Below are 21,922 nucleotides of genomic sequence, written 5' to 3' on the forward strand. Positions count from 1 at the left end.
CCAGATGGTGCCTGCGAAGACGGGGCCGCGCCTGCGGTCCGACGCCAGGTGGTGGATCCCGACCGCGCGGCGCGGCCGCAGACCCAGTTCGGGCCGTGCTTCGACGCGGACGACCTCACCCGTGGCGCGCAGCGCGTCGAAGATCCCCGCCCGGCCGATCCACGCAAGGTGCTCGGGCGGGCCCGCGCGGCCGAGGATGGACAGGCGCCGCAACTCGTCGGCCTCGTCGTTGGACGCCGAGTACGCCAGGACGTGGCTCTGGACGTCCTCGATGCTCACCATGCCGTGGGTGCGGTCGGCGATCGACTGCGCGAGACCGAACAGGTCGGTGCTCGAGTCGTAGAGCGGATCGGCGCGGTCGCCGTGGTGTTCGAAGACGTGGTCGACGAGGCGGTAGAGCCGCTCCCAACGGGCCCTCGGCTCGACGGCGACCACGGCCGTGCCCGCCGCCACGGCGCGGGCCACCACGGCGTCGGACGGCTCTTTGAGGAAGATGGCTGCGGGTGCCCGGCGCGTGACCTGCTGATCCAGCCAGCCGAGTGCGTCGTCGTCGCTGACGCCGAGGAGGAAGAACACGTCGGCTGACCCCGCGCCGACCGCGAGCCCGAGGCGCACGTCGTCGGCGTCGACCAGCGCCGCGGACGCCACCGGGAGGTCGAGGCCGCGCGGCGCGTCGACGAGGGTCACCATGGTCGCGTCCAGCGCAAGGAGCAGCTGACCGAGTCCGACGCCGGTCGCCTTCATGTTGTCGGATCTTACTGCCGAACTCGACAATGTTTGTCCGATCGGCCAATGGGTCGGCACGGCGTTTGAGAGACCCTGATCACATGACCTCCAGTGCCTTCTCGGCCATCACCGACGTACCGGTCCCCGCCAACGAACCGGTGCGCGAGTACGCCCCCGGCAGTCCCGAGCGGGCCAGGCTCGCCGACGCACTGGCGGCGCTGAGCGCGGCGGAACCGGTCGACCTTCCCCACGTGATCGCGGGCAGGCACACCATGGGCGTCGGCCAGCGCATCGACGTCGTCCAGCCGCACCGGCACAGCGCGGTGCTCGGCACACTGACCAACGGCGGGCACACCGAGGCGACGGCGGCGGTGGACGCCGCGATCGCTGCGAAGCACGACTGGGCCGCGACCCCATTCGACGAGCGGGCGGCAGTGTTCCTGCGGGCGGCCGACCTGCTCGCCGGGCCGTGGCGGGAGAAGCTGGCCGCCGCCACGATGCTCGGTCAGTCCAAGACGGCATACCAGGCCGAGATCGACTCCTCCTGCGAGCTCGCGGACTTCTGGCGGTTCAACGTGGCCTTCGCCCGGCAGCTCATGGCGCAACAGCCCGTCAGCAGCAGCGGAGTGTGGAACCGTACCGACTACCGCCCGCTCGAGGGCTTCGTCTACGCAATCACCCCCTTCAACTTCACCGCCATCGCGGGCAATCTCCCGACGGCGCCCGCACTGATGGGCAACACGGTGGTATGGAAACCGTCTGTCACGCAGACGTTCTCGGCGTATCTCACCATGCGGTTGCTTGAAGCCGCTGGGCTGCCGCCGGGAGTCGTCAACCTGGTCACCGGTGACGGCTACGCAGTGTCCGAAGTGGTGCTGTCCGATCAGCGGTTGGGGGGCATCCACTTCACGGGTTCGACTGCGACGTTCCAGCATCTGTGGCGGGAGGTCGGTTCCAACATCGAGCGCTACGACACCTACCCGCGGCTGGTCGGGGAAACGGGCGGCAAGGACTTCGTGGTCGCACATGCGTCAGCGCGTCCAGACGTGTTGCGCACCGCGCTCATTCGGGGCGCCTTCGACTACCAGGGACAGAAGTGTTCGGCGGCCTCGCGCGCCTTCGTTGCCCGCTCGGTGTGGCAGCGGATGGGCGACGACTTCCTCGGCGCCACCGAGAAGCTCGCGTACGGTGACGTGTCGGACCTGTCCAACTATGGTGGTGCGCTGATCGACGAGCGTGCCTTCGCCAAGAACACCCAAGCCATCGAGCGCGCGAAGAGCGCATCGGGCGTGACGATCGCCGTCGGTGGCGAATACGACGACGGCGAAGGATATTTCGTCCGTCCCACGGTCCTGCTCTCCGACGATCCGACGGACGAGGCCTTCTCAACGGAGTACTTCGGTCCGATACTGGCTCTGCACGTGTATGACGACGACCGCTGGGACGACGTGCTCGGCGTTGTCGATCGCGGGTCCAAGTATGCGCTCACCGGTGCGGTGATCGCCGACGACCGCGCAGCGGTACTGGATGCCGAGAACCGATTGCGCTACGCCGCAGGCAATTTCTACGTCAACGACAAACCCACGGGCGCCGTAGTCGGCCAACAGCCTTTCGGCGGGTCACGCGCGTCCGGCACCAACGACAAGGCCGGCTCGGCGCTGAATCTGCTGCGCTGGACGTCGGCGCGGTCGATCAAGGAGACGTTCGTTCCGCCCACCGACCACGACTACACGCACATGGGGGCGTGACCGATGAGCCTATTCCAGCGGGTCGCACGGCCCGTCATCCTGGCTGCTGCCCGATCCGACGGACTGCGCTGCACGGCCGAGCGGATGCCCGTCACCCGTCGGGTGGTGCACCGGTTCGTGCCCGGTGAGTCCGTCGACGATGCTCTGACATCGGTTTCTGCACTGCGTGATTCGCACCGTTTCGTCTCCATCGACTACCTGGGTGAGGACGTCACCGACAGCGATGCCGCGGACACCACGGTGCGCGCCTACGTGGATCTGCTCGAGGCGCTCGGCCAGCGTCGCGAGGTAGTTGACGGCCCGCGACCGTTGGAGGTGTCGCTGAAGCTCTCCGCGCTCGGTCAGGCGCTTCCTCGCGATGGAGAGAAGATCGCGCTCGAGAATGCGCACACGATCTGCAGTAAGGCGCGCGACCTCGGGGCATGGGTGACGGTCGACGCCGAGGATCACACCACCACCGATTCGACGCTGTCGATCGTGCGCGAGCTGCGCGCCGACTTCGGATGGCTGGGAACGGTTCTGCAGGCGTATCTGAAGCGGACCCAGGGCGATTGCGAGGAGTTCGCGGCGTCCGGCGCCAGGATCCGACTCTGCAAGGGCGCGTACGACGAACCCGCGTCGGTCGCATACCGCGACGGCGATGAGGTGACCGACTCCTATCTGCGGTGTCTTCGGGTGCTGATGGCGGGCGAGGGATACCCGATGGTGGCCTCGCACGACCCGGTCGTCATCGACGCGGTACCCGGCTTGGCCCGCGAATTCAGCAGGGGGGTCGAGGACTTCGAGTATCAGATGCTCTTCGGCATCCGCGACGCGGAGCAGCGCAAGCTCGCCGCCGAGGGCAACAACGTCCGGGTATACGTGCCGTTCGGCAGCCAGTGGTACGGCTACTTCGTCCGACGCCTGGCTGAACGGCCCGCCAACCTGTCGTTCTTCCTGCGAGCGCTGGCCGAGCGGCGTCACTGAGCGTCGAACATCCGGTGATCACCTAGGCTGACCCATGCCCCGAGGAGGTGTGCATGACGGTCACCGGCCCGGGTGCCGAGCAACAACGCATCGATGGATTCGGTCGCCTCGATCTGGGGCTTCGCCAGGCCAGCGACTGGTACCTGTGGGGGCCGTACCTCAGTGAACGCCAGTGGGGCACTGTCCGCGAGGACTACAGCGCCGACGGCGACGCCTGGAACTACCTCCCTCACGACCACGCTCGTTCGCGCGCCTACCGCTGGGGCGAGGACGGTCTTGCCGGCTGGTGCGACATCGAACAACGGCTGTGCCTCGCATTGGCCCTGTGGAACGGCCACGACCCGACCCTCAAGGAGCGCGCCTTCGGCCTGACGGGTCACGAGGGCAACCACGGCGAGGACGTCAAGGAGTACTGGTGGTACCGCGACGCGGTGCCCAGCCACGCGTGGAACACCTGGCGCTACCACTACCCGCAGCGGGCCTTTCCCTACGAGCAACTGCTCGAGGAGAACCGCAGGCGGGGCAGGCTCGACCCCGAGTACGAGTTGCTCGACACCGGGATCTTCGACGACGACAGGTACTGGGTCGTCGACGTCACCTACGCCAAGGCGGACCCGACAGACGTCCTGATGACGATCGACGTGACGAATGCCGGACCCGACACCGAAGTGCTTCACGTGCTGCCGACGCTGTGGTTCCGCAACACGTGGTCGTGGGACGGTCGGGGCGAGCAGGCACCCGAGCTGGTGGCGACGTCGGACGCCACGGTGAGCCTCGAGCACCCCTTGCTCGGGCCACTCGAAATGGTCTGCGGCACCGACCCGCTCGGTGCCACGCCGGAGCTGATCTTCTGCGACAACGAGACCAACGTCGTCAGGCTCTACGGCACCGCGGCGACGACGCCGTGGCCGAAGGACGGCATCAACGACCACGTGGTCTCCGGTGCCGACACAGTCAACCCGGCACGTCACGGCGCCAAGTGCTCGGCCTGGTACCAGCTCACCGTCGCGCCAGGGCAGACCGCGCAACTGCGGGTGCGGCTGAGGCCTGCGCGTGCCGAAACCGGGTCGGCCAATGCCCTCTCGCGCGACTTCACCCGGGTGATCGACGTCCGGCGAGCCGAGGCGGACGAGTTCTACCTGGGCCTGACCCCCGCCGAAGCCTCGGTCGACGAGGCTTCGGTGATGCGTCAGGCCTTCGCCGGGCTGCTGTGGAGCAAGCAGTTCTACCACTACGACGTGGCGCGGTGGCTCGATGGCGATCCCGGTCAGCCGCCACCGCCGCCGCAGCGCAAGGACATCCGCAACGGGCAGTGGCGCAACTTCCAGGCGCTCGACATCATGTCGATGCCCGACACCTGGGAGTACCCGTGGTTCGCTGCGTGGGATCTGGCATTCCAGTGCGTCGCGCTGACCCACGTGGACCCCGCGTTTGCGAAGTACCAACTCAACCTGCTGTGCCGGGAGTGGTTCCAACATCCAACGGTGCGCTGCCCGCGTACGAGTGGGACTTCAGTGACGTCAACCCGCCCGTGCATGCGTGGGCCGCGATGGAGATCTTCGCCATCGACGGCGGCCGTGACATCGACTTCCTCAGCCGCATCTTCGACAAGCTGCTGGTGAACTTCACCTGGTGGGTGAACCGGGAGGACGCCGACGGGTCGAACCTCTTCGAGGGCGGCTTCATGGGGCTGGACAACATCGGACCGATGAACCGTTCGCACCTTCCGATCGACGGTGTGCTCGAACAGTCCGACGCCACGGGCTGGATGGCCACCTACGCGCTGTGGATGGCGATGATCGCCACCATCCTGCACGTGTCCGGCCACCGACCCACCCTCGACCTCGTGCAGAAGTTCCTCGAGCACTTCGCGGCCATCGCCGAAGCCCTTGACACCGTGGGGATCTGGGACGACGAGGACGGCCTCTTCTACGACCGCGTTCTGATGCGCGACGGTAGCGCGGTGCCCCTGCGGGTACGTTCGATCGCCGCGGTGGTTCCGCTGCTGGCGGTCGCCGTCGTCGACGACGAGGCGCTGGGCCTCGCCCTGGTGACCAACAAGCGCTTCGCGAGCTATCTGCGTCGTCAGCAGGGACGCCTCGACGACGGGCTGCACGCCGGCGGGATCCTGCACGGAAAGGCCGGTCAGCATCAGATCCTCGTCGGTGTCACCAGCCCCGACCGGGTGCGCAGGGTGTGCGAGAAGCTGCTCGACCCCCAGGAGTTCCTGTCGCCGCACGGGTTGCGCTCGCTGTCGGCATACCACCGGGACCATCCCTACGCGATCGAGATACAAGGCGTCCGTGCGGGTATCGACTACGAGCCCGCCGAGTCGACGACGGCGATGTTCGGGGGCAACTCGAATTGGCGTGGTCCGGTGTGGTTTCCGTTGAACTACCTCATCGCCAGGGCGCTCGAGCGCTACCACGAGTTCTTTGGCGACGACTTCACCATCGAATACCCAACCGGTTCGGGCACGTCCACGACTCTGGAGGTGGTCGCCGCCGACATCTGGAAGCGACTGGTCGACATCTTCCTGGTCGACGGCGACGGCCGCCGACCGTGCTTCGGCGCCGTCGACCGTCTGCAGAACGATCCGCGATGGCGCGACGACGTGCTGTTCTACGAATACTTCAACGGCGACGACGGGGCCGGACTCGGGGCCAGTCATCAGACCGGGTGGACCGCACTGGTGGCCGACGTCATCCGCCGTAGGCACGGCACGCTCCCGTCGTTCAGCGAAATCATCGCGCGACTCATGCGGGAGAAGGGCCAAACCTGAGCGCCCCGACCGAAGTCAGGTCATCGGGAACGAGTGATGTTCGTGTACGACGGCCCAGCGGTCATCGAACTTGCGCAGGCCGACCGTGACCCGCAACCGGTTGTCCGGCTTGGCCTCGAAGTCCGACGGGGTGCCGCATCGAAGCAGCGCGAACGCGAAGGCCACGTCCTGATCGGCGACGACCTCGAGTTCGGTGAGCTCGAACGTGGCGCCCTGGCGTAGCCATTCGAAGAACGGGCCCCAGCTGTCGCGGTACTCGTCGATGCCACGGACCCCGGCATACGGCGGCGGCACGTCGAACATCACGATGCCCTGATCGTGCTGGCGCACGACCTCTTCGAGATCGCACCGGGCCACCGCATCGACCCAACGGGTGATCAGCCCTCGGACCTCGTCGGCGTCGCTCACAGGTCGAACCTGGTGGCGCCATACGGTTCTGACGTGCCGAACGCGTACACCGTGGAGGGGTCCACCCGGTAGACGTAGTACGGCGGCTTGCCCCCGGAGGGAGCGCTGAAGTCTGCAGTGAGCGCGTCGCCATCGACAGACGCAGGCCAACCCTGCTCGACCCACACCGCGGCGACGCCGGCCAGTTCGTCGGCATCGGTCACGCGATTGGCTGTGCCCTCGACCACCAGGTCGAAGGGTTCGGTGGCAAGGCTCACGACGCACCGCGCGTCATCGGCGATGTTCCGCGTCTTGCGGGTGTCGGGACTTGAGTTGAAGTACCAGGATCCGGAGTACAGCGCGATGCCCAACGGTCTGACGTGTGGCTGACCGGTCGCGTCGAGTGTGGTGAGCCAGGCCGTATGTCTGCCGGGGCCGCCGGTACCGGGCGCCTGAGGCACGTTGTTGCCCATCGTCTGTTCGACCCGGTCCCATTCGATGGACGGCGTGCCGTAGCCGTCGAGGTTGCGAGGTGTGACCGCCATGGTGTTCTGCTCCTTCGTCTCGTGAAGTACTGACCGGGCGGGTGAGAAGAAGTCATCGGTGGGAGGGCTCGCCGGAGGTTCACGGGCATGTCCGTAGGCGCGCGGGCCGTCAGCAGGGTCGCCGCGACGATCAGCCGAAGACCTGCGGCCATCACGTCTCGGCGGCGGTCAGCCCGCGCAGCCGCAGCAGCGTCCACGCCGCGATGGTCTGTGCGTCGGTGATGGTGCCGTCGACGATCATCCGCTCGATCTGCGCGCCGGTAAACCACTCGCTGCGCATGTCCTGCTCTTCGTGCTCCCGCTCGTGGTCGCCCTCGGTGATCCCGGTCGCCAGGAACACCCACCCGCGCTGGCTGCTCATGCCAGGCGCGAGATCGAGCTGGCCGAGCACCACCAGGGACGTGGCGCGCAGCCCGGTCTCCTCGCGGAGCTCCCGGGCTGCCAGGTCGGCGGGCGGCGGCTCGTCTCCGTCGAGGGTGCCCGGGGCGGTGCCCTGCGGAAACTCCCATCGCCGCAACCCAATCGGGTAGCGGAACTGCTCGACGAGCCGGTACCGGTCGCCGTCGGCCGCGATCACCAGGGCGTACGTCGGTTTGTCGATGACGCCGTAAATCCCGGGGGTGCCGTCCTGGCGGCGGATGTCGTCCTCGCGAACGATCATCCAGGCGTTCCGGTACACCACGCGGGAGTCAACGCGTTCGATGGGATCCACGCGTCCAGTATCACCACGGAGGGCAGGAGCGCAGCGACCCGGGGATTCGGCACGGAGGTCAGGAGCGCAGCGACCCGGGATTCGGCACGGCGCGGTAGCCTCGCTGACATGCTGCTGGCTTCGTTGAACCCCTCGGCCGTCGCTGGCGGTCACGACGTCGCGGACGCCGTGCGGATCGACGGAGCGACGCTCAGCCGCAGCGACCTCGTCGGCGCGGCCACCTCGGTGGCAGAACGCGTGGCCGGTGCGGGCCGGGTCGCCGTCCTCGCCACGCCCACCGCCACCACGGTGCTCGCCATCACAGGCTGCCTGATCGCGGGTGTCCCCGTCGTTCCGGTCCCCGCCGACGTCGGAGCCGCCGAACGCCACCACATCCTCGCTGATTCCGGCGCCAGGGCGTGGCTGGGTGAGGTGCCCCAGGATCTCGAGGGGCTGCCGCACGTCCCCGTCCGTCTGCACGCCCGTTCGTGGCACCGTTACGCCGAGCCGCCGCCGGACGCGACCGCGATGGTCGTGTACACCTCCGGCACGACGGGTCCGCCCAAGGGCGTGCTGATCAGTCGCCGGGCGATCGCCGCCGACATCGACGCGCTGGCCGCGGCGTGGGAGTGGACGCCGGACGACACCCTGGTTCACGGCCTGCCCCTGTTCCACATACACGGGCTGATCGTCGGTCTGCTTGGGTCGCTTCGGATCGGAAACCGCTTCGTACACACGGGGAAACCGACGCCCGCCGCCTACGCGCAGGCCGGTGGCTCGCTGTACTTCGGTGTCCCGACCGTGTGGTCGCGCATCGTCGGTGATCCTGATGCGGCCCTGGCGTTGTCGTCGGCGCGACTGTTGGTGTCCGGCAGCGCCCCGCTGCCGGTTCCGGTATTCGACGAACTGTCCCGGTTGACCGGCCATGCGCCCGTCGAGCGGTACGGCAGCACCGAGTCACTGATCACGCTCAGCACCATCGCGAACGGCGAACGGCGACCAGGCTGGGTGGGCCTTGCGCTCGACGGCGTGCAGACCCGGTTGACCGACGACGACGGTGCCCCGGTGCGGCACGACGGGGAAACCATTGGGCGACTCGAGGTTCACGGACCGATGCTGTTCGACGGCTACCTCAACAGGCCCGACGCCACCGCCGAGGTGCTGAGCGGCGACGGGTGGTACCGCACTGGTGACGTCGCCGTGATCGACGGTGACGGCATGCACCGCATCGTCGGCCGAGAGTCGGTCGATCTCATCAAGTCCGGCGGGTACCGCATCGGAGCGGGGGAGATCGAGACCGTGTTGCTCGGGCACGCAGGTGTTGACGAGGTCGCGGTCGTCGGCGTCCCCGATGACGACCTCGGCCAGCGGATCGTGGCCTTCGTCGTCGGCTCCGCCGCACCGCAGGAGCTTATCGACCACGTGGGACAACAGCTTTCGGCACACAAGCGACCGCGCGAAGTGCGCATCGTGGACGCCCTTCCTCGCAACGCCATGGGCAAGGTCTTGAAGAAGGAACTGGGGCTGGGAAACTGAGATGGCACTGAGGTTCACCGACATCTGCATTGATGCCGCCGACATCGAGGCGCTCGCCGCCTGGTGGTCCGACGTGCTCGGGTGGCGCCGAGAGCCCGCCGACGACGGCGACGTCGTGCTGCGTGCACCTGCGGGTGCGGGCCCGGACTGGCTGTTCCTCGCGGTGCCCGACGACAAGGTCGTGAAGAACCGCATCCACTTCGACTTCACGCCGGAGGATCAGCAGGCCGAAGTGGACCGTCTCATCGCGCTGGGCGCACGGCACGTCGACATCGGGCAGGGCGACGAATCCTGGGTGGTGCTGGCCGATCCAGAGGGCAACGAGTTCTGCATCCTGGCCGCCGAGGACTGAGGCCCTCTCGGAGCAGACCCGACGGCCTCCGGTCTTCGGGGTACGGCTGTGGCACGGACGCGAGCGTGCGTGTCTGTGCCGGACGCGCCGAATCGATTCGGCAGTTCACGCACGCTCGCGCGCGGCCCCACAGGAACCTCGACCCCGCCGCACAGATAGCGGTGTCAGGATGGCCGCGTGCGTCGACTGTGGGTCCTGATGATCTGTGTCGCCGTGCTGGCTGCGTGCAGTTCACCGGCTCCGCAACCGCATCCCCCGCAGACGCCCCCGATGGGGTGGAACTCGTGGAACTCCGGTATCCCGCTGACCGAAAAGACCGTCGAGGACACCGTCGACGCGATGGTGTCCTCGGGAATGCGGGACGCCGGCTACCGCTTCGTCAACCTCGACGCCGGGTGGGCCGCGCCCACCAGGGATGCCGATGGTCACCTTCGGGCCGACCCTGCCCGGTTTCCACACGGCATCGCGGCGTTGGCGACCTACGTCCACGAGCGCGGCATGCTGCTCGGCATTTATCACAGTCCGTTCAACCAGGGCTGCGGTCAGGACCCGCGCATCGGCGGCGCCGGTCACGAACAGGCTGACGCAGGAACGTTCGCCAAGTGGGGCATCGACTACCTCAAGTACGACTGGTGCCGGTTGGACGCCGGGCACACCGAACAGGTGAAGTACTTCGCGGCGATGCGAGATGCATTGCGCGCCAGCGGCCGTCACATCGTCTACAGCATCAACCCCAACAGTTCCGGCGATCCCGACGCGGGCTCCGAATACGACTGGTCCCACATCGCCGACGTCAGCCGGGACGCGATGGACCTGGTGCCGGCCTGGGGTGACGATGCGCTCTGGGCTGAGGGTCTCGCCGGCGTCAGCCAGGCGTTCACCGCCGCGGGCCCGGTCGCGCCCCGCGACGGCCCGAAGCACGTCAACGACCCGGACATGCTGGTGGTCGGGATCGGGTGGAACGAGTTCGCGAACGGGCACCCCACGATGTCACTCGGGCCGCAGCGCCCCGACCTGACGGAAACCGAACAGCGCGCACACTTCTCGTTGTGGGCGATGCTGGCCGCGCCCCTTCTGGCGGGCAATGACGTGCGCTCGATGGACGAGGGGACGCGGGCCATCCTGACCAACCGCGATGTCATCGCCGTCGACCAGGATCCGCTGGTGCTGCAAGGGCTTCCGCTATTGAACGATCCCCGGGTGATCGTCAAGCCACTGGCCGACGGTTCGGTCGCGGTAGCGCTGTTCAACTCCGCCGCCGTGCCGGTCTCGATCCACACCGACACCAGGGCGGTCGGCCTGTCCGGGGCCGACTGCTACGTCGTACGCGATCTCTGGGAGCACTCCGAGACGACCACGGCAGGCGACATCGGGCAGACGGTGCCCGCGCACGGGGTCGTGATGCTGCGAGTGACGCGCTGCGAGTAGGGCTCAGTTCGCGTGCAGCGCCTCGTTCAGCGTGATGCCGGTGCCGTCGCGAGACACCACCTCGACCGCTCCGGACACGGAATTGCGTCGGAACAGGAGGCTGTTTGCACCGGACAGGTCCCGGGCCTTGACGGTCTGACCATCGGCCGTGGTCACCTTGGTGCCGCCCGTCACGTAGAGACCGGCCTCGATCACGCAGTCATCGCCGAGTGAGATACCAAGACCCGAATTGGCGCCGAGCAGACAGCGCTTGCCGACCGAGATGGTCTCCTTCCCGCCGCCGGACAGGGTGCCCATGATCGAAGCGCCGCCGCCGATGTCGGAACCGTCGTCGACCACCACGCCAGCCGAGATCCGGCCCTCGACCATCGACGTGCCCAGCGTCCCGGCGTTGAAGTTCACGAAGCCCTCGTGCATCACCGTCGTGCCCGATGCCAGGTGGGCACCGAGGCGCACCCGGTCCGCGTCCGCGATCCGGACGCCCGTCGGCACCACGTAGTCGACCATGCGAGGGAACTTGTCGATGCCGTACACGGCCACCGGTCCGCGTCGTCGCAATCGCGCCCGGGTCAGCTCGAACCCTTCGACCGCACACGGTCCGTAGCTCGTCCACACCACATTGGCCAGCACCCCGAAGACGCCATCCATGTTCGCGCCGTGCGGAGCGATCAGGCGGTGTGAAAGTAGGTGCAGCCGCAGATAGGCGTCGAAGGCGTCGACGGGCTTGTCGTCCAGCGACGCGATCGTCGTACGGACGATGACGGTTTCCACGTCGCGATCCTCGTCGCGACCGGTCAACGCGGCCAGCTCGTCGGTCACCTCGGCCACCGAGAGCCGGTTCGTGCCGGTGACAATTCCCGGGTCGCTGCGCTCTCCCCCGCGAGCGGGGGGACCCCCGGCACCGGACGGCCCGTCGCCGAACAGTTCGGGCTCGGGGAACCACGTGTCGAGAATCGTTCCGTCGGCCGCTATGGTGGCCACGCCGACGCCTGATGCGGAAGTCACGTTGCTAAAGGCTACTGGACGACTCTCCGGCGCGAGCCAGACACAAAAGTGTCCTGACGCGCCCGGCGGGTTCACGCGGGCGACCGGCTAGCCTCGATAATTGTGCCTCTCGATTTACGCGCTGATCCGACCGAGCTGACCGCCGCGCTGGTGGACATCCCCAGCGAGTCGCGCAACGAGCAGCGCATCGCCGACGAGATCGAGGCGGCACTGCGCGCGCAGGCAGGTGGCTACGAGGTCATCCGCAGCGGCAACGCCGTCTTGGCTCGCACCGACTTCGGTCGACCGTCGCGGGTGCTGCTCGCGGGCCATACCGACACCGTCCCGGCTGCGGACAACCTCCCCAGCCGGCTGGTGGACGGTGAACTGTACGGCTGCGGCACCTCGGACATGAAGTCCGGCGACGCGGTCTTCCTGCACCTGGCCGCCACCGTCGCCGCGCCGTCGCACGACATCACGTTGGTGATGTACGACTGCGAGGAGATCGAGTCCAGCGCCAACGGCCTCGGCCGCATCGAACGCGAGTTGCCCGACTGGCTGCAGGCCGACGTCGCCATTCTCGGCGAACCGTCGGGTGGTTTCATCGAGGCGGGCTGTCAGGGGACCATTCGCGTGGTCGTCCGCGCCACCGGAACCCGTGCCCACTCGGCGCGATCGTGGCTGGGCGACAACGCCATTCACAAACTCGGCGCCGTACTCGACCGGCTGTCGTCCTATCGTCCCCGCAACGTCGACATCGACGGCTGCACGTATCGCGAAGGGCTGTCCGCCGTGCGGATCGACGGGGGCATCGCGGGCAACGTCATCCCCGACGCCGCGTCGGTCACGGTGAACTTCCGCTTCGCGCCCGACCGCACCGTCGAGCAGGCGACCGCGCACGTGCACGAAGTTTTGGCCGGGCTGGAGTTTGACATTGAACGGACCGACGCCGCCGCGGGCGCACTGCCCGGGCTGACCAAACCGGCCGCCGCGGCGCTCGTCGAGGCCGCCGGAGGACAGGTGCGCGCCAAGTACGGCTGGACCGACGTGGCCAGGTTCGCGGCGCTCGGCATCCCCGCCGTCAACTACGGCCCCGGCGACCCGAACATGGCGCACCGCGTCGACGAATGCGTCGACGTCGCGCAGATCACCGCGGCCACCGAGACGCTGCGGAAATATCTGGTTGACTGACGCCGCTAACATGGTCTGCAAGCGTCGAATCAACACGAGGTGGGCCGAAGACATGGTGGGAGAAGACATCTCCGGGTGACCGGAGCACGTCCTCCTTTCCGTTTCAGTGCAATGGCCCGGTGCCACGCACCCACCGAGAGACCTCCCGCATGTCCGACGTTTCCATCGTTTCCTCGCATCTGTCGTTCGGCTGGCCCGACGACACCCCGCTGTTCACCGATCTGTCCTTCACCATCCGTGGCGGCCGCACCGGCCTGGTCGCACCCAACGGGGCGGGCAAGAGCACGCTGCTCAAACTCGTGGCCGGTGAGCACCGCCCCACCGCTGGGTCCGTGACCGTCGACGGCACGGTGGGCTACCTGCCGCAGACTCTGGCGTTGGACGGTGAGCGAACCGTCGCCGAGGTGCTCGGTGTCGCACCGGTCATCGCCGCCCTCGACGCGCTGGCCACCGGCGACGCCTCGGATGCGGTGTTCGCCGCGATCGGGGACGACTGGGACGTCGAGGAGTGGCTGCGCGCCCAACTCGACCGGCTGGGGCTGGGCCACCTCGCTCTTGCCCAGCCTCTGCGGTCACTGAGCGGTGGGGAAGTGATCTCCGTGGGCCTGGCTGCACAGCTGCTCAAGCGGCCCGACGTGCTGCTACTCGACGAGCCGACGAACAACCTCGACGTCGAGGCCAGGCAACGGCTCTACGCCGCGCTCGATGACTTTGGCGGTACCCTGCTGGTCGTCAGTCACGACCGTGTGCTGCTCGACCGGATGGACCGCATCGCCGAGTTGTATCGCGGTGAGATCACCTTCTTCGGAGGTACTTTCACCGAATACGAGAATGCGATCTCCGCGGCCCAACGGTCCGCCGAGGCCGACAAACGCAACGCCGAACAGCTGCTGAAGCACGAGAAGCGGCAGATGCAGCAGGCCCGCGAGCGTGCCGCCAAGCGTTCGAGCACCGCCGCGCGCAACGTGAAGGACGCCGGCTTGCCCAAGATAGTGGCCGGCAAGCTCAAGCGCGACGCCCAGGAGTCCGCGGCCCGGTCCGACGACGTGCACGCCAAGCGGGTCGACGATGCCCGATTGCGCCTCGATCAGGCCGAGCGCACACTGCGTGACGACGACGCCATCGTGCTCGACCTGACCGACACCGACGTTCCCGCAGGTCGCACCGTTCTCGCCGCGCGCGGCCTTCGAATGCGTCTGGGTGGCCGAGATCTGTTCGGACACAACGGCATCGATTTCGACATCCGTGGACCCGAACGCATCGCGCTCACCGGGTCCAACGGAGCGGGCAAGTCGACGCTGTTTCGGATGATCAACGGCGATCTGTCGCCGGACCATGGGAGCGTACAGCGGGCCGACGGCCGGATCGCCCATCTGTCCCAGCGGCTCGATCTGCTGGATCTCGACTGCACCGTCGCCGAGAGCCTCGCCGCATTCGCGCCGAGCCTGTCGCACACCCGTCGCATGCATCTGTTGGCGCAGTTCCTGTTTCGCGGTGACCACATCCACCTGCCCGTCGCGGCGTTGTCGGGTGGCGAACGGTTGCGGGCGACACTCGTCTGCGTGCTCAACGCCGAACCGGCGCCGCAGCTGCTGCTACTGGACGAGCCGACCAACAACCTCGATCTCGTCAGCGTCGGTCAGTTGGAGTCCGCATTGAACGCCTACCGAGGTGCCTTCGTGGTGGTCAGCCACGACGAGAGGTTCCTGGCTGCGATCGGAGTTCAGTGCAGGCTCCGCGTCGCCGACGGAGTGTTGATCTAGAGCGGTGACTGCTGCGGGCGGGTCTGCGCGGGCTGGGGGCGCTCCGCGGCGGCCGGCGGCACGGGAGCGCGACCGCCGTCGGTCGCCCGACCTGGCTGGGCGCCCTCGGTGTGGGCGGGCGGTGCCTGCCGGCTGCGTTGCTCTTCTGCGCGCTTCTCGTCCGGCTTGGCGTCCTTGTCCTTGTCCTCGTCGGACTTGGCTTCGTCAGCCTTTGCCTCGTCGGATCCCGCGCCACCCTTGGTGGCCGACTCGACGATGCCCTGGACGCCCTGCATGATCTGCTGAGGCAGCTGCGTCAACCCCTGCGCGAGTCCCTGCACCGACTGGGCCATGCCCTGCGCTATCTGACCGACCTGGCTGGCCATCTGGCCCGCCATCTCGGCACCTCCACCGCCAGCCGCCCCCGCGCCGGCCGATCCCGCACCGGCCGCTCCGGCTGCGCCGCCCTGTGAACCCGCTCCACCGGCCCCGCTCGAACCCGCCAGCGCCTCCGCCGCGGCCTTGAGTTTCTCGGCATTCGCCTGGTCGCCCTGTTCATAGGCCTGGGCGGCAGCCTGGAGCAGTTTGCCGATGGTCTCACTGGACGTCGACGTGGCCGCGAACGTGCCATCCCGGCTCGGGAGCGCCGCTCCCAGCGCGGAAGTGAAGGCCGACGAGATCGTCCCGTAGGCGGCCTCTGCGTCCCCAGAACTTGGCGAGAGTGCCGTGAGTCTCGACACCGCGGCCGATACCTGGTCGTGGATCTGCCCCAGAGACTTCACGCCGCCGGGGTCCACGGACAGCGGTTGGCCCATTTTGATTCTCCGTTTGGTGGAATTGGAACGGTTGGGTTGCTCGGCAACCTCATGACGATTCTATTGCCGATCGACGAGCTGAGTTGGCAGAGATTTCAGACGAGACGCAGGAATTCGTGATGTCGACGGCGACTACGCTGCTACCAATGTCGCTGGTCAAGGTCGCCCTGGTCGTATTCCTAGTGCTTGCCATGGTCGTGATCGTGGTGGTCTTCATCCGCAATGTGCGGGCCAAGGGATTTCCCGCCAGGGAGTCGTCGAGCCACCTTGGGCAGATAAGGGGCGCAATGCCGCCGACTCCGAGACCGGATTGGGCTGGCCGGGAGGACGACGTGGATGGCGAGGGTCCGGCCCGGCGGTCTCGGCGGGTTTGACCTCGGTCAGGCGGGACACGCCTGCTCCAGCGCCCCGAGTTCGTCTCTGAACTGCGCATTCAACTGTGCATGTCTTTGGGCCCACGGCGGAGGTCCCGGTACCGGAGATTGAGCAGAGTCATCCCGCGCCTGCTCGACGACCGCGACGGTTTGGGCCGCGATGACCGCCACCTGGTGGGTATGGGGCGCGAGCCGCGGGTCGGCGACGTCATCGGCGTATGCCTTCAGTCGGGTTGCCCAGGACTGATAGTCAGACAAGCTCGTCTCCGTCGGATTGTCGGGGTCAGACTGCGCGGTGATCGCCTTGTTGTGCGCCTTGTTGTACTTGAGCATCTGGCGCACCTTCGCGCAGCCCGAGTCCGAATCGTCTGGCACCAACCAGATCAAGACGACTGCAACCACTGCAGCGACCACCACGACGCCGACGCCCGTGATCCACCATCGACGGGCTGTCATCAACGCGGCCGAGTCATGATCGGAGGCCGCGGCGGTCCGGCGTTCTCGGTAGCACCACCACCGAAGTTCACCGTTCCTCCGCAGCCATCGGGCACGTAGTACCTCGTTCCCATGTTGTTGGCGGACAGCGTAGCGATCTGCGGCAACGAAATTGGCTTCCAGGTGTGGTCGATGTTCTGGACCGGAGGCAGGCCAACCAGGTCACCGCCTGCGTTGAATGAGGTATTGCGTTGGTACTCATAAACATTGCCTACCCAGCGTTGCACCTGTGACTCGCCGTTCACGTCTACCACGCGCGTGATATCGGTAGCCTCGGTGGCCGCGACTCGGAACCGATAACCCTCCTTGTACTGGACGATCGGTGCATCCTCATCGGCTACCCAGGTCTGCCCGGGTACGTACATACCCGTAGGTGGCCCGACCCTGAGAGGAGTGTCTTCGCCGAACGGTCGGTATCCGCGTGTCAGAGGCGCATATGGTCCGGTTGGGGGCAGGGGCACCGTCTCCCATTGACCGAAGTCCAGGTCGCCGACGAAAGGGTTGGTGGGGTCGGCGGGTCGCCCGGGGGTGAGCGGGTTGCGCTGTACCTCCGTCTCCCCGGGTGTATCGAAGGGACCTGCGGTCTTGAAGTTGCCGACAGCCTGAACGCCGGGAGTGCCGAAATTCTGGATGCCTAGCGCCTGGTACTCATTGCCGATCGTTCGGACCTGGCCGCCGATCGTCGAGAGGTCGCCGTTGGACTTGGTGACGATCTCGGTCAGTTGGCTGAGGCCGTTCTGGACGATCGGCACGAGCATCTGCTCGCGGTTCTTGCCTGCGGGCACGCTGGCGGCGGCGTCGAGGACCCACTGGCGTACGGCGTCGAGGTTTTGGCGGCCGGTGGTGACGACTTGGGCGGACTGGTTGGCCTGTGCGGCGAGGCGCTGGTCGAGGCCGGCGAGCTTGCCGATGACTTCGTGGTGGTCCTTGTTGGCGGTGTCGTAGGCCGCCGCGGCGTCTCCGCTCCAGTGTGAGCCCGGGGCCGCGGACTGAACATTGGCCTGCAGGTCGCGCAGCGGTCCGCTCTTGTCGTACTGCTCTCCGGTCGGGGGCGTGCCCTGCCCGAAGGTGTTGTGCGCGTTCGACCACGTCGACAAGAAGCCGTCAAGCACACCCACGCGAACCCCCGTTTCCAATAGTCGACTCCAAGCCTAAGGCCAGGCAGCGAACGTCGAGCGCACTAATCACGAGGCAACGCCGACTCTCAGTGGCGTGCCGTCGCAGCCTGTTTCGCGGCATCCGCGGCCACACCGTGCATGCCGATCCCAGCGAACGCTTCCCCCGCCGCGTCCAACGCAGCGGCATCGCCTGCGGTCAGAGCCCGCGCGTAGTTCAGCGAAATGTCACCGACGACACAGTCCACCCCCAGCCGCTCGATGGCATCGGCGGCCCGCGCGTCGCCGAGGCGCACCGCGTCGAGCAGGACCCGCAAGGCGACCGCCGACTGGCCGCCCCGCTCGGCCGCTCGCGCCGACTCCCGCGCAGCGTTGATCGCTCCAGGCCCGTCGTGACGCGCCGCCGCCGTCCACGCCCGTGCCAGCGACAGTTCCGGCGCGAACAACATCGACTTGAGTCCGTGCCGGGACTCGGCCCTGGCCAGCATCCGGCCCGCGTCGGCGACCCGCCCCAGCTGACCGAGACTGTGCGCCAACAACATCCACGCCAACGGGCCCCACGAATAACCCGTCGGGGCCAGCGCCGCCGTAACGGACTCCAGAATCTCGACGGACTCGGCGCACTGTCCGCGCGCGATCAACACGTCGGCCACCAGGAGTCGGGCGATCGCATGACTCGGCTGCGTTGCCCGTGAGCCGTCGACGAGATCTTCTGCCAGTGCCTGCGCACGGTCGAGCTCGCCCGACATGATCAACGCGGTCGTCTGCCCGAAGGCGCTGGTGAAACGCAACAGGCCAGGATGGCCCGCGGCGATGGCACGGGCCGCCAGGTCGTCGACGTCGGCGAATCTTCCCATTCGCGCATGGCACAGCGCAGCCGCGGACGCGGCCCAACCGATGGCCTGCTGGTCCGCGTTCGGCGACGCCAACACGTCCCGCGCGATCTGCATGGCCCGCTCCGGGCTGCCTGCGTTCATCGCGAACGTGCCGAGCAACGCGTCGAGCGTCGCACCCGCGCCGTTGGAGGTCACCTTGGTCCTGACGGTACGCAGGAAGGCCGTCGCCCGCTCCGGCTGATCGAGCATCCAGAACTGATTCGCCGCCTGCGGCAGCGCCCACGCCATCAAGTCGGATTCGCTCAGCGTCGAGTCGTCGACCTCGGACATGACCGCGTCCGCGTCACGTCCGCGGCCCTGCCAGGCCAGCGCCTGCGCGAGCGTGAGACGGGCTGCGAGGGACTCTCCGTCCCGAAGCGCCGCGCGCCCCAACTCCTCGGCGGAGGCGAGATCGCCCCGTGCCAATGCGTCTTCGGCTGCGGCCGTCCCATCTGGTCCATCGGACACCGCCGAAGTGTATGGCGGTCGTAGCAGGGGCCACGGGCGAACTCGTCGGTTCGAGCCGCCGGGTACGTTGCACTCGTGTCCGCTGATATTTCAGAAGCCGAAGAACCACGCGGCCCGTGGGCAGTGTGCGTGTACTGCGCGTCCGCCCCGACACATGGCGACCTGCTCGACTTGGCGACCCACGTCGGCGCCGCCCTGGCCGACCGCGGCTGGACCCTGGTGTCCGGGGGCGGCAACGTCTCGGCCATGGGTGCGGTGGCGGGCGCCGCGCGGGCACACAGCGGCCGCACCGTCGGGGTCATCCCCAAGGCGCTGGTTCACCGCGAACTCGCCGACGTCGACGCCGACGAGCTGATCGTCACCGACACCATGCGCGAACGCAAGCAGGTCATGGAAGACCGGGCCGACGCCTTCCTCGTGCTTCCTGGCGGCATCGGGACGCTCGAGGAGTTCTTCGAGGCTTGGACTGCGGGTTATCTAGGCATGCACGAAAAGCCACTCGTAATGCTCGACCCGTTCGGCCACTACGACGGACTGCTCGCGTGGATACGCGGACTCGTGGACACCGGTTACGTCAGCGCGGGTGCGATCGACCGGTTGATCGTGGTCGCCGACGTGGCGGCCGCAATGGAGAAGTGCGCGCCAGCGGGGAGCCGCCCCGGCGGCGACGTCGGACCGGCGTAATGGCCATCACCCGCGCAGTTAGGGTTGGCTCGTGAGCGACAAGAAATCCGGAACCCGCGCCCATGTCGGCCTTCTGGACATCGCACCGAGGTTGCCGGGATTGCTCGTGGATGCGCCCGTCATCGTCCGCGGCGTGGTCACCGGGTTCTTGGCGCGCCCGACGGCGAAGACGTCCATCGGCAAGGTGTTCCAAGAACGCGCCGCCCGCTACGGCGACAAGATCTTCATCAAGTTCGACGACGAGCAGCTGACCTACCGCCAGGCCAACGAGACGGTCAACAGGTACGCGGCCGTGCTCGCCGCGCGGGGCGTCGGTCACGGCGACGTCGTCGGCGTGATGCTGCGCAACTCGCCCCGCTCGGTGCTGCTGATGCTCGCCGTCGTGAAGTGCGGCGCGGTGGCCGGAATGCTCAACTACCACCAGCGCGGCAAGGTCTTGGCACACAGCATCGGTGTGCTCGGCGCCAAGGCCATGGTGGCCGACACCGACTTCATCGAACCGATCAGCGAGAGCGACGCCAACACCGACGGATTGATGACGCTCGACGAGCTACAGCAGTTGGCGGCGACGGCGCCCGACTCCAACCCGGCCACCACGTCGGCCGTGCTCGCCATGGACAAGGCGTTCTACATCTTCACCTCGGGCACGACCGGGATGCCGAAGGCCAGCGTGATGACGCACTACAGGTGGTTGCGCGCACTGGCCGGCTTCGGCGGCCTCGGCATGCGGTTGACCAGCGACGACACCCTGTACTGCTGCCTGCCGCTCTACCACAACAACGCGTTGACGGTCGCCCTGTCCTCGGTGCTCAACTCGGGATCGACGCTGGCGCTCGGCAAGTCCTTCTCCGCGTCGAAGTTCTGGGACGACGTCATCCGGTACGACGCCACCGCCTTCGTCTACATAGGCGAGATCTGCGCCTACCTCCTCAACCAGCCGGCCAAGCCGACCGACCGCAAGCACCACGTCAGGGTGATCGCCGGCAACGGGTTGCGGCCCACCATCTGGGACGAGTTCACCAAGCGCTTCGGCATCTCACGGGTCTGCGAGTTCTACGCGGCCAGCGAGGGCAACACCGCCTTCCTCAACGTGTTCAACGTGGACAAGACGACCGGTATCTGCCCGTCGCCCGTCGCCTTCGTCGAGTACGACGACGAGTCGGGCGAACCGGCGCGCGGCGAGGACGGCCGCGTGCAGAAGGTCAGGACCGGAGAGCCGGGTCTGCTGCTGTCCAAGGTGAGCAACTTCCAGCCCTTCGATGGCTACACCGACGGGGACGCCACCGAGAAGAAGTTGGTGCGCGACGCGTTCAGGGACGGCGACGTCTGGTTCAACACCGGCGACCTGATGCGATCGCAGGGCTTCGGGCACGCCGCCTTCACCGACCGCCTCGGCGACACGTTCCGGTGGAAGGGCGAGAACGTCGCCACCACCGAGGTCGAGGCGGCCGTGTCCACCGACCCGCAGGTCGAAGAGGCCACGGTGTTCGGTGTCGAGGTGGAGGGCGCAGGCGGCAGGGCAGGCATGGCCGCCATCCAGCTCAAGGACGGCCAGGAGTTCGACGGCAAGGCGCTGGCCAATGCCGTCTACGAGAACCTGCCCAGATACGCGGTGCCGCTGTTCGTCCGCATCACCGAGACCCTGGCGCACACGTCGACGTTCAAGAGTCAGAAGGTCGACCTGCGCAAGGAGGGCTACGGCGGCGACTCCGGCGAAGGTGACGAGGAAGCCGGGAAGGTCGAGGACCCGATTTACGTGCTGGCCGGGCGCGACGAGGGCTACGTGGAGTTCTACGACGAGTACCCCGCCGACGTCGTCGCCGGCAAGCGCCCCAGGTAGCCGGCTTCGGCGCACGGTCGATCAGCGACCGAACGAGAGCGCGTTCATTGGCGACCAGCGGCCAGGGCCTGTGCCGCGTCGACGGTCTGCCAAGATGCCGTCCACCGCATCGTCGCGGGACAGGCGGCTGGCCAATTCGAGCACCTCGTCGGTGCTCGCGCCGTCGGCGAGGTGATGT

General features: G+C 67.6%; 19 protein-coding genes and 2 pseudogenes. 12 read left to right on the top strand and 9 right to left on the bottom strand.

The features are described 5' to 3' along the window. Positions 1-744 (bottom strand): annotated as a pseudogene (locus QOI01_RS19130) (PucR family transcriptional regulator); the annotation flags it as partial. Positions 745-827: 83 nt separating this feature from the next. Between QOI01_RS19130 and pruA the strand changes: the two are divergent. The 4 genes from pruA to QOI01_RS19150 are packed head-to-tail and all read left to right on the top strand — an operon-like array spanning position 828 to position 6,222. After that, positions 828-2,474: an L-glutamate gamma-semialdehyde dehydrogenase gene (gene pruA / locus QOI01_RS19135; RefSeq protein WP_526383680.1), complete on the top strand. Its 1,647-nt coding sequence runs from the start codon at positions 828-830 to the stop codon at positions 2,472-2,474. Positions 2,475-2,477: 3 nt separating this feature from the next. Further along, positions 2,478-3,440 carry a proline dehydrogenase family protein gene (locus QOI01_RS19140; RefSeq protein WP_526383682.1) on the top strand — a complete coding sequence of 321 codons (963 nt, stop codon included), beginning with the start codon at positions 2,478-2,480 and terminating at the stop codon, positions 3,438-3,440. A 53-nt stretch (positions 3,441-3,493) separates the two neighbouring features. Continuing rightward, a complete protein-coding gene (locus tag QOI01_RS19145) occupies positions 3,494-5,062 on the top strand; it encodes a hypothetical protein (RefSeq protein ID WP_526383684.1) in 1,569 nt (522 codons plus the stop codon). Then, entirely contained in the window at positions 4,990-6,222 is a 1,233-nt protein-coding gene (locus QOI01_RS19150; RefSeq protein WP_526383686.1) for an MGH1-like glycoside hydrolase domain-containing protein, read from the top strand. The genes QOI01_RS19145 and QOI01_RS19150 overlap by 73 nt, the downstream gene beginning before the upstream one ends. Positions 6,223-6,237: 15 nt before the next feature. Here the strand turns inward: QOI01_RS19150 and QOI01_RS19155 are convergent, their stop codons facing one another. The 3 genes from QOI01_RS19155 to QOI01_RS19165 form a co-directional block, all read right to left on the bottom strand. Beyond that, entirely contained in the window at positions 6,238-6,630 is a 393-nt protein-coding gene (locus QOI01_RS19155) for a nuclear transport factor 2 family protein (RefSeq protein ID WP_526383688.1), read from the bottom strand. Next, a complete protein-coding gene (locus QOI01_RS19160; RefSeq protein WP_526383690.1) occupies positions 6,627-7,154 on the bottom strand; it encodes a pyridoxamine 5'-phosphate oxidase family protein in 528 nt (175 codons plus the stop codon). The genes QOI01_RS19155 and QOI01_RS19160 overlap by 4 nt, the downstream gene beginning before the upstream one ends. Before the next feature lie 151 nt (positions 7,155-7,305). Further along, the gene (locus QOI01_RS19165) at positions 7,306-7,866 is read right to left on the bottom strand and encodes an NUDIX domain-containing protein (RefSeq protein ID WP_526383692.1); all 561 of its coding nucleotides are present in this window, start codon (positions 7,864-7,866) and stop codon (positions 7,306-7,308) included. Positions 7,867-7,974: 108 nt separating this feature from the next. On the opposite strand from QOI01_RS19165, the gene QOI01_RS19170 reads away from it, so the two are divergent. The 3 genes from QOI01_RS19170 to QOI01_RS19180 all read left to right on the top strand — a co-directional run bounded on the left by QOI01_RS19170 (position 7,975) and on the right by QOI01_RS19180 (position 11,161). Then, positions 7,975-9,381: an acyl-CoA synthetase gene (locus tag QOI01_RS19170; protein WP_526383694.1), complete on the top strand. Its 1,407-nt coding sequence runs from the start codon at positions 7,975-7,977 to the stop codon at positions 9,379-9,381. 1 nt (position 9,382) lies between these two features. Continuing rightward, complete coding sequence (locus tag QOI01_RS19175) at positions 9,383-9,733, top strand: VOC family protein (RefSeq protein ID WP_526383696.1); 351 nt, start codon at positions 9,383-9,385, stop codon at positions 9,731-9,733. Between the two features lie 177 nt (positions 9,734-9,910). Beyond that, entirely contained in the window at positions 9,911-11,161 is a 1,251-nt protein-coding gene (locus QOI01_RS19180) for a glycoside hydrolase family 27 protein (RefSeq protein ID WP_526383698.1), read from the top strand. Positions 11,162-11,164: 3 nt separating this feature from the next. On the opposite strand, the gene dapD is transcribed toward QOI01_RS19180, so the two are convergent. Further along, complete coding sequence (dapD, locus tag QOI01_RS19185; protein ID WP_526383700.1) at positions 11,165-12,166, bottom strand: 2,3,4,5-tetrahydropyridine-2,6-dicarboxylate N-succinyltransferase; 1,002 nt, start codon at positions 12,164-12,166, stop codon at positions 11,165-11,167. Positions 12,167-12,268: 102 nt separating this feature from the next. On the opposite strand from dapD, the gene dapE reads away from it, so the two are divergent. Together dapE and QOI01_RS19195 are read left to right on the top strand one after the other, a co-directional pair. Further along, positions 12,269-13,336 carry a succinyl-diaminopimelate desuccinylase gene (gene dapE / locus QOI01_RS19190; protein ID WP_526383702.1) on the top strand — a complete coding sequence of 356 codons (1,068 nt, stop codon included), beginning with the start codon at positions 12,269-12,271 and terminating at the stop codon, positions 13,334-13,336. Positions 13,337-13,485: 149 nt separating this feature from the next. Beyond that, a complete protein-coding gene (locus QOI01_RS19195) occupies positions 13,486-15,099 on the top strand; it encodes an ABC-F family ATP-binding cassette domain-containing protein (RefSeq protein ID WP_526383704.1) in 1,614 nt (537 codons plus the stop codon). Here QOI01_RS19195 and QOI01_RS19200 read toward each other — a convergent pair. Next, a complete protein-coding gene (locus tag QOI01_RS19200; protein WP_526383706.1) occupies positions 15,096-15,893 on the bottom strand; it encodes a type VII secretion target in 798 nt (265 codons plus the stop codon). The genes QOI01_RS19195 and QOI01_RS19200 overlap by 4 nt on opposite strands. A gap of 83 nt (positions 15,894-15,976) precedes the next feature. Between QOI01_RS19200 and QOI01_RS19205 the strand changes: the two genes are divergently transcribed. Continuing rightward, the gene (locus QOI01_RS19205) at positions 15,977-16,267 is read left to right on the top strand and encodes a hypothetical protein (RefSeq protein WP_526383708.1); all 291 of its coding nucleotides are present in this window, start codon (positions 15,977-15,979) and stop codon (positions 16,265-16,267) included. A 6-nt stretch (positions 16,268-16,273) separates the two neighbouring features. Here the strand turns inward: QOI01_RS19205 and QOI01_RS19210 are convergent, their stop codons facing one another. The 3 genes and pseudogenes from QOI01_RS19210 to QOI01_RS19220 all read right to left on the bottom strand — a co-directional run. Continuing rightward, positions 16,274-16,723 carry a hypothetical protein gene (locus tag QOI01_RS19210; protein WP_526383710.1) on the bottom strand — a complete coding sequence of 150 codons (450 nt, stop codon included), beginning with the start codon at positions 16,721-16,723 and terminating at the stop codon, positions 16,274-16,276. Further along, entirely contained in the window at positions 16,723-17,880 is a 1,158-nt protein-coding gene (locus QOI01_RS19215; RefSeq protein WP_526383712.1) for an EspA/EspE family type VII secretion system effector, read from the bottom strand. The genes QOI01_RS19210 and QOI01_RS19215 overlap by 1 nt, the downstream gene beginning before the upstream one ends. 86 nt (positions 17,881-17,966) lie before the next feature. Further along, positions 17,967-19,205, bottom strand: a pseudogene (locus QOI01_RS19220) (tetratricopeptide repeat protein); the annotation flags it as partial. Between the two features lie 102 nt (positions 19,206-19,307). On the opposite strand from QOI01_RS19220, the gene log reads away from it, so the two are divergent. Next, on the top strand, positions 19,308-19,904 hold the full coding sequence (gene log / locus QOI01_RS19225; protein ID WP_526383716.1) for a cytokinin riboside 5'-monophosphate phosphoribohydrolase: 597 nt from the start codon (positions 19,308-19,310) through the stop codon (positions 19,902-19,904). A 31-nt stretch (positions 19,905-19,935) separates the two neighbouring features. Further along, positions 19,936-21,744 (top strand): long-chain-acyl-CoA synthetase FadD6, encoded by a 1,809-nt coding sequence (gene fadD6, locus QOI01_RS19230; RefSeq protein WP_526383714.1) that lies wholly within the window; start codon positions 19,936-19,938, stop codon positions 21,742-21,744. Positions 21,745-21,922 lie beyond the last annotated feature (178 nt).

The sequence above is a fragment of the Mycobacterium sp. genome (genome assembly GCF_032162605.1).
Lineage (GTDB): Bacteria > Actinomycetota > Actinomycetes > Mycobacteriales > Mycobacteriaceae > Mycobacterium.

Excerpts from the sequence above, each read along its gene's own strand:
- QOI01_RS19200 (WP_526383706.1), bottom strand. The coding sequence starts at position 15,893 with ATGGGCCAACCGCTGTCCGTGGACCCCGGCGGCGTGAAGTCTCTGGGG.
- QOI01_RS19140 (WP_526383682.1), top strand. The coding sequence starts at position 2,478 with ATGAGCCTATTCCAGCGGGTCGCACGGCCCGTCATCCTGGCTGCTGCC.
- QOI01_RS19175 (WP_526383696.1), top strand. The coding sequence starts at position 9,383 with ATGGCACTGAGGTTCACCGACATCTGCATTGATGCCGCCGACATCGAG.
- QOI01_RS19160 (WP_526383690.1), bottom strand. The coding sequence starts at position 7,154 with ATGGCGGTCACACCTCGCAACCTCGACGGCTACGGCACGCCGTCCATC.
- QOI01_RS19195 (WP_526383704.1), top strand. The coding sequence starts at position 13,486 with ATGTCCGACGTTTCCATCGTTTCCTCGCATCTGTCGTTCGGCTGGCCC.
- pruA (WP_526383680.1), top strand. The coding sequence starts at position 828 with ATGACCTCCAGTGCCTTCTCGGCCATCACCGACGTACCGGTCCCCGCC.
- QOI01_RS19145 (WP_526383684.1), top strand. The coding sequence starts at position 3,494 with ATGACGGTCACCGGCCCGGGTGCCGAGCAACAACGCATCGATGGATTC.
- QOI01_RS19210 (WP_526383710.1), bottom strand. The coding sequence starts at position 16,723 with ATGACAGCCCGTCGATGGTGGATCACGGGCGTCGGCGTCGTGGTGGTC.
- QOI01_RS19150 (WP_526383686.1), top strand. The coding sequence starts at position 4,990 with ATGGAGATCTTCGCCATCGACGGCGGCCGTGACATCGACTTCCTCAGC.
- QOI01_RS19170 (WP_526383694.1), top strand. The coding sequence starts at position 7,975 with ATGCTGCTGGCTTCGTTGAACCCCTCGGCCGTCGCTGGCGGTCACGAC.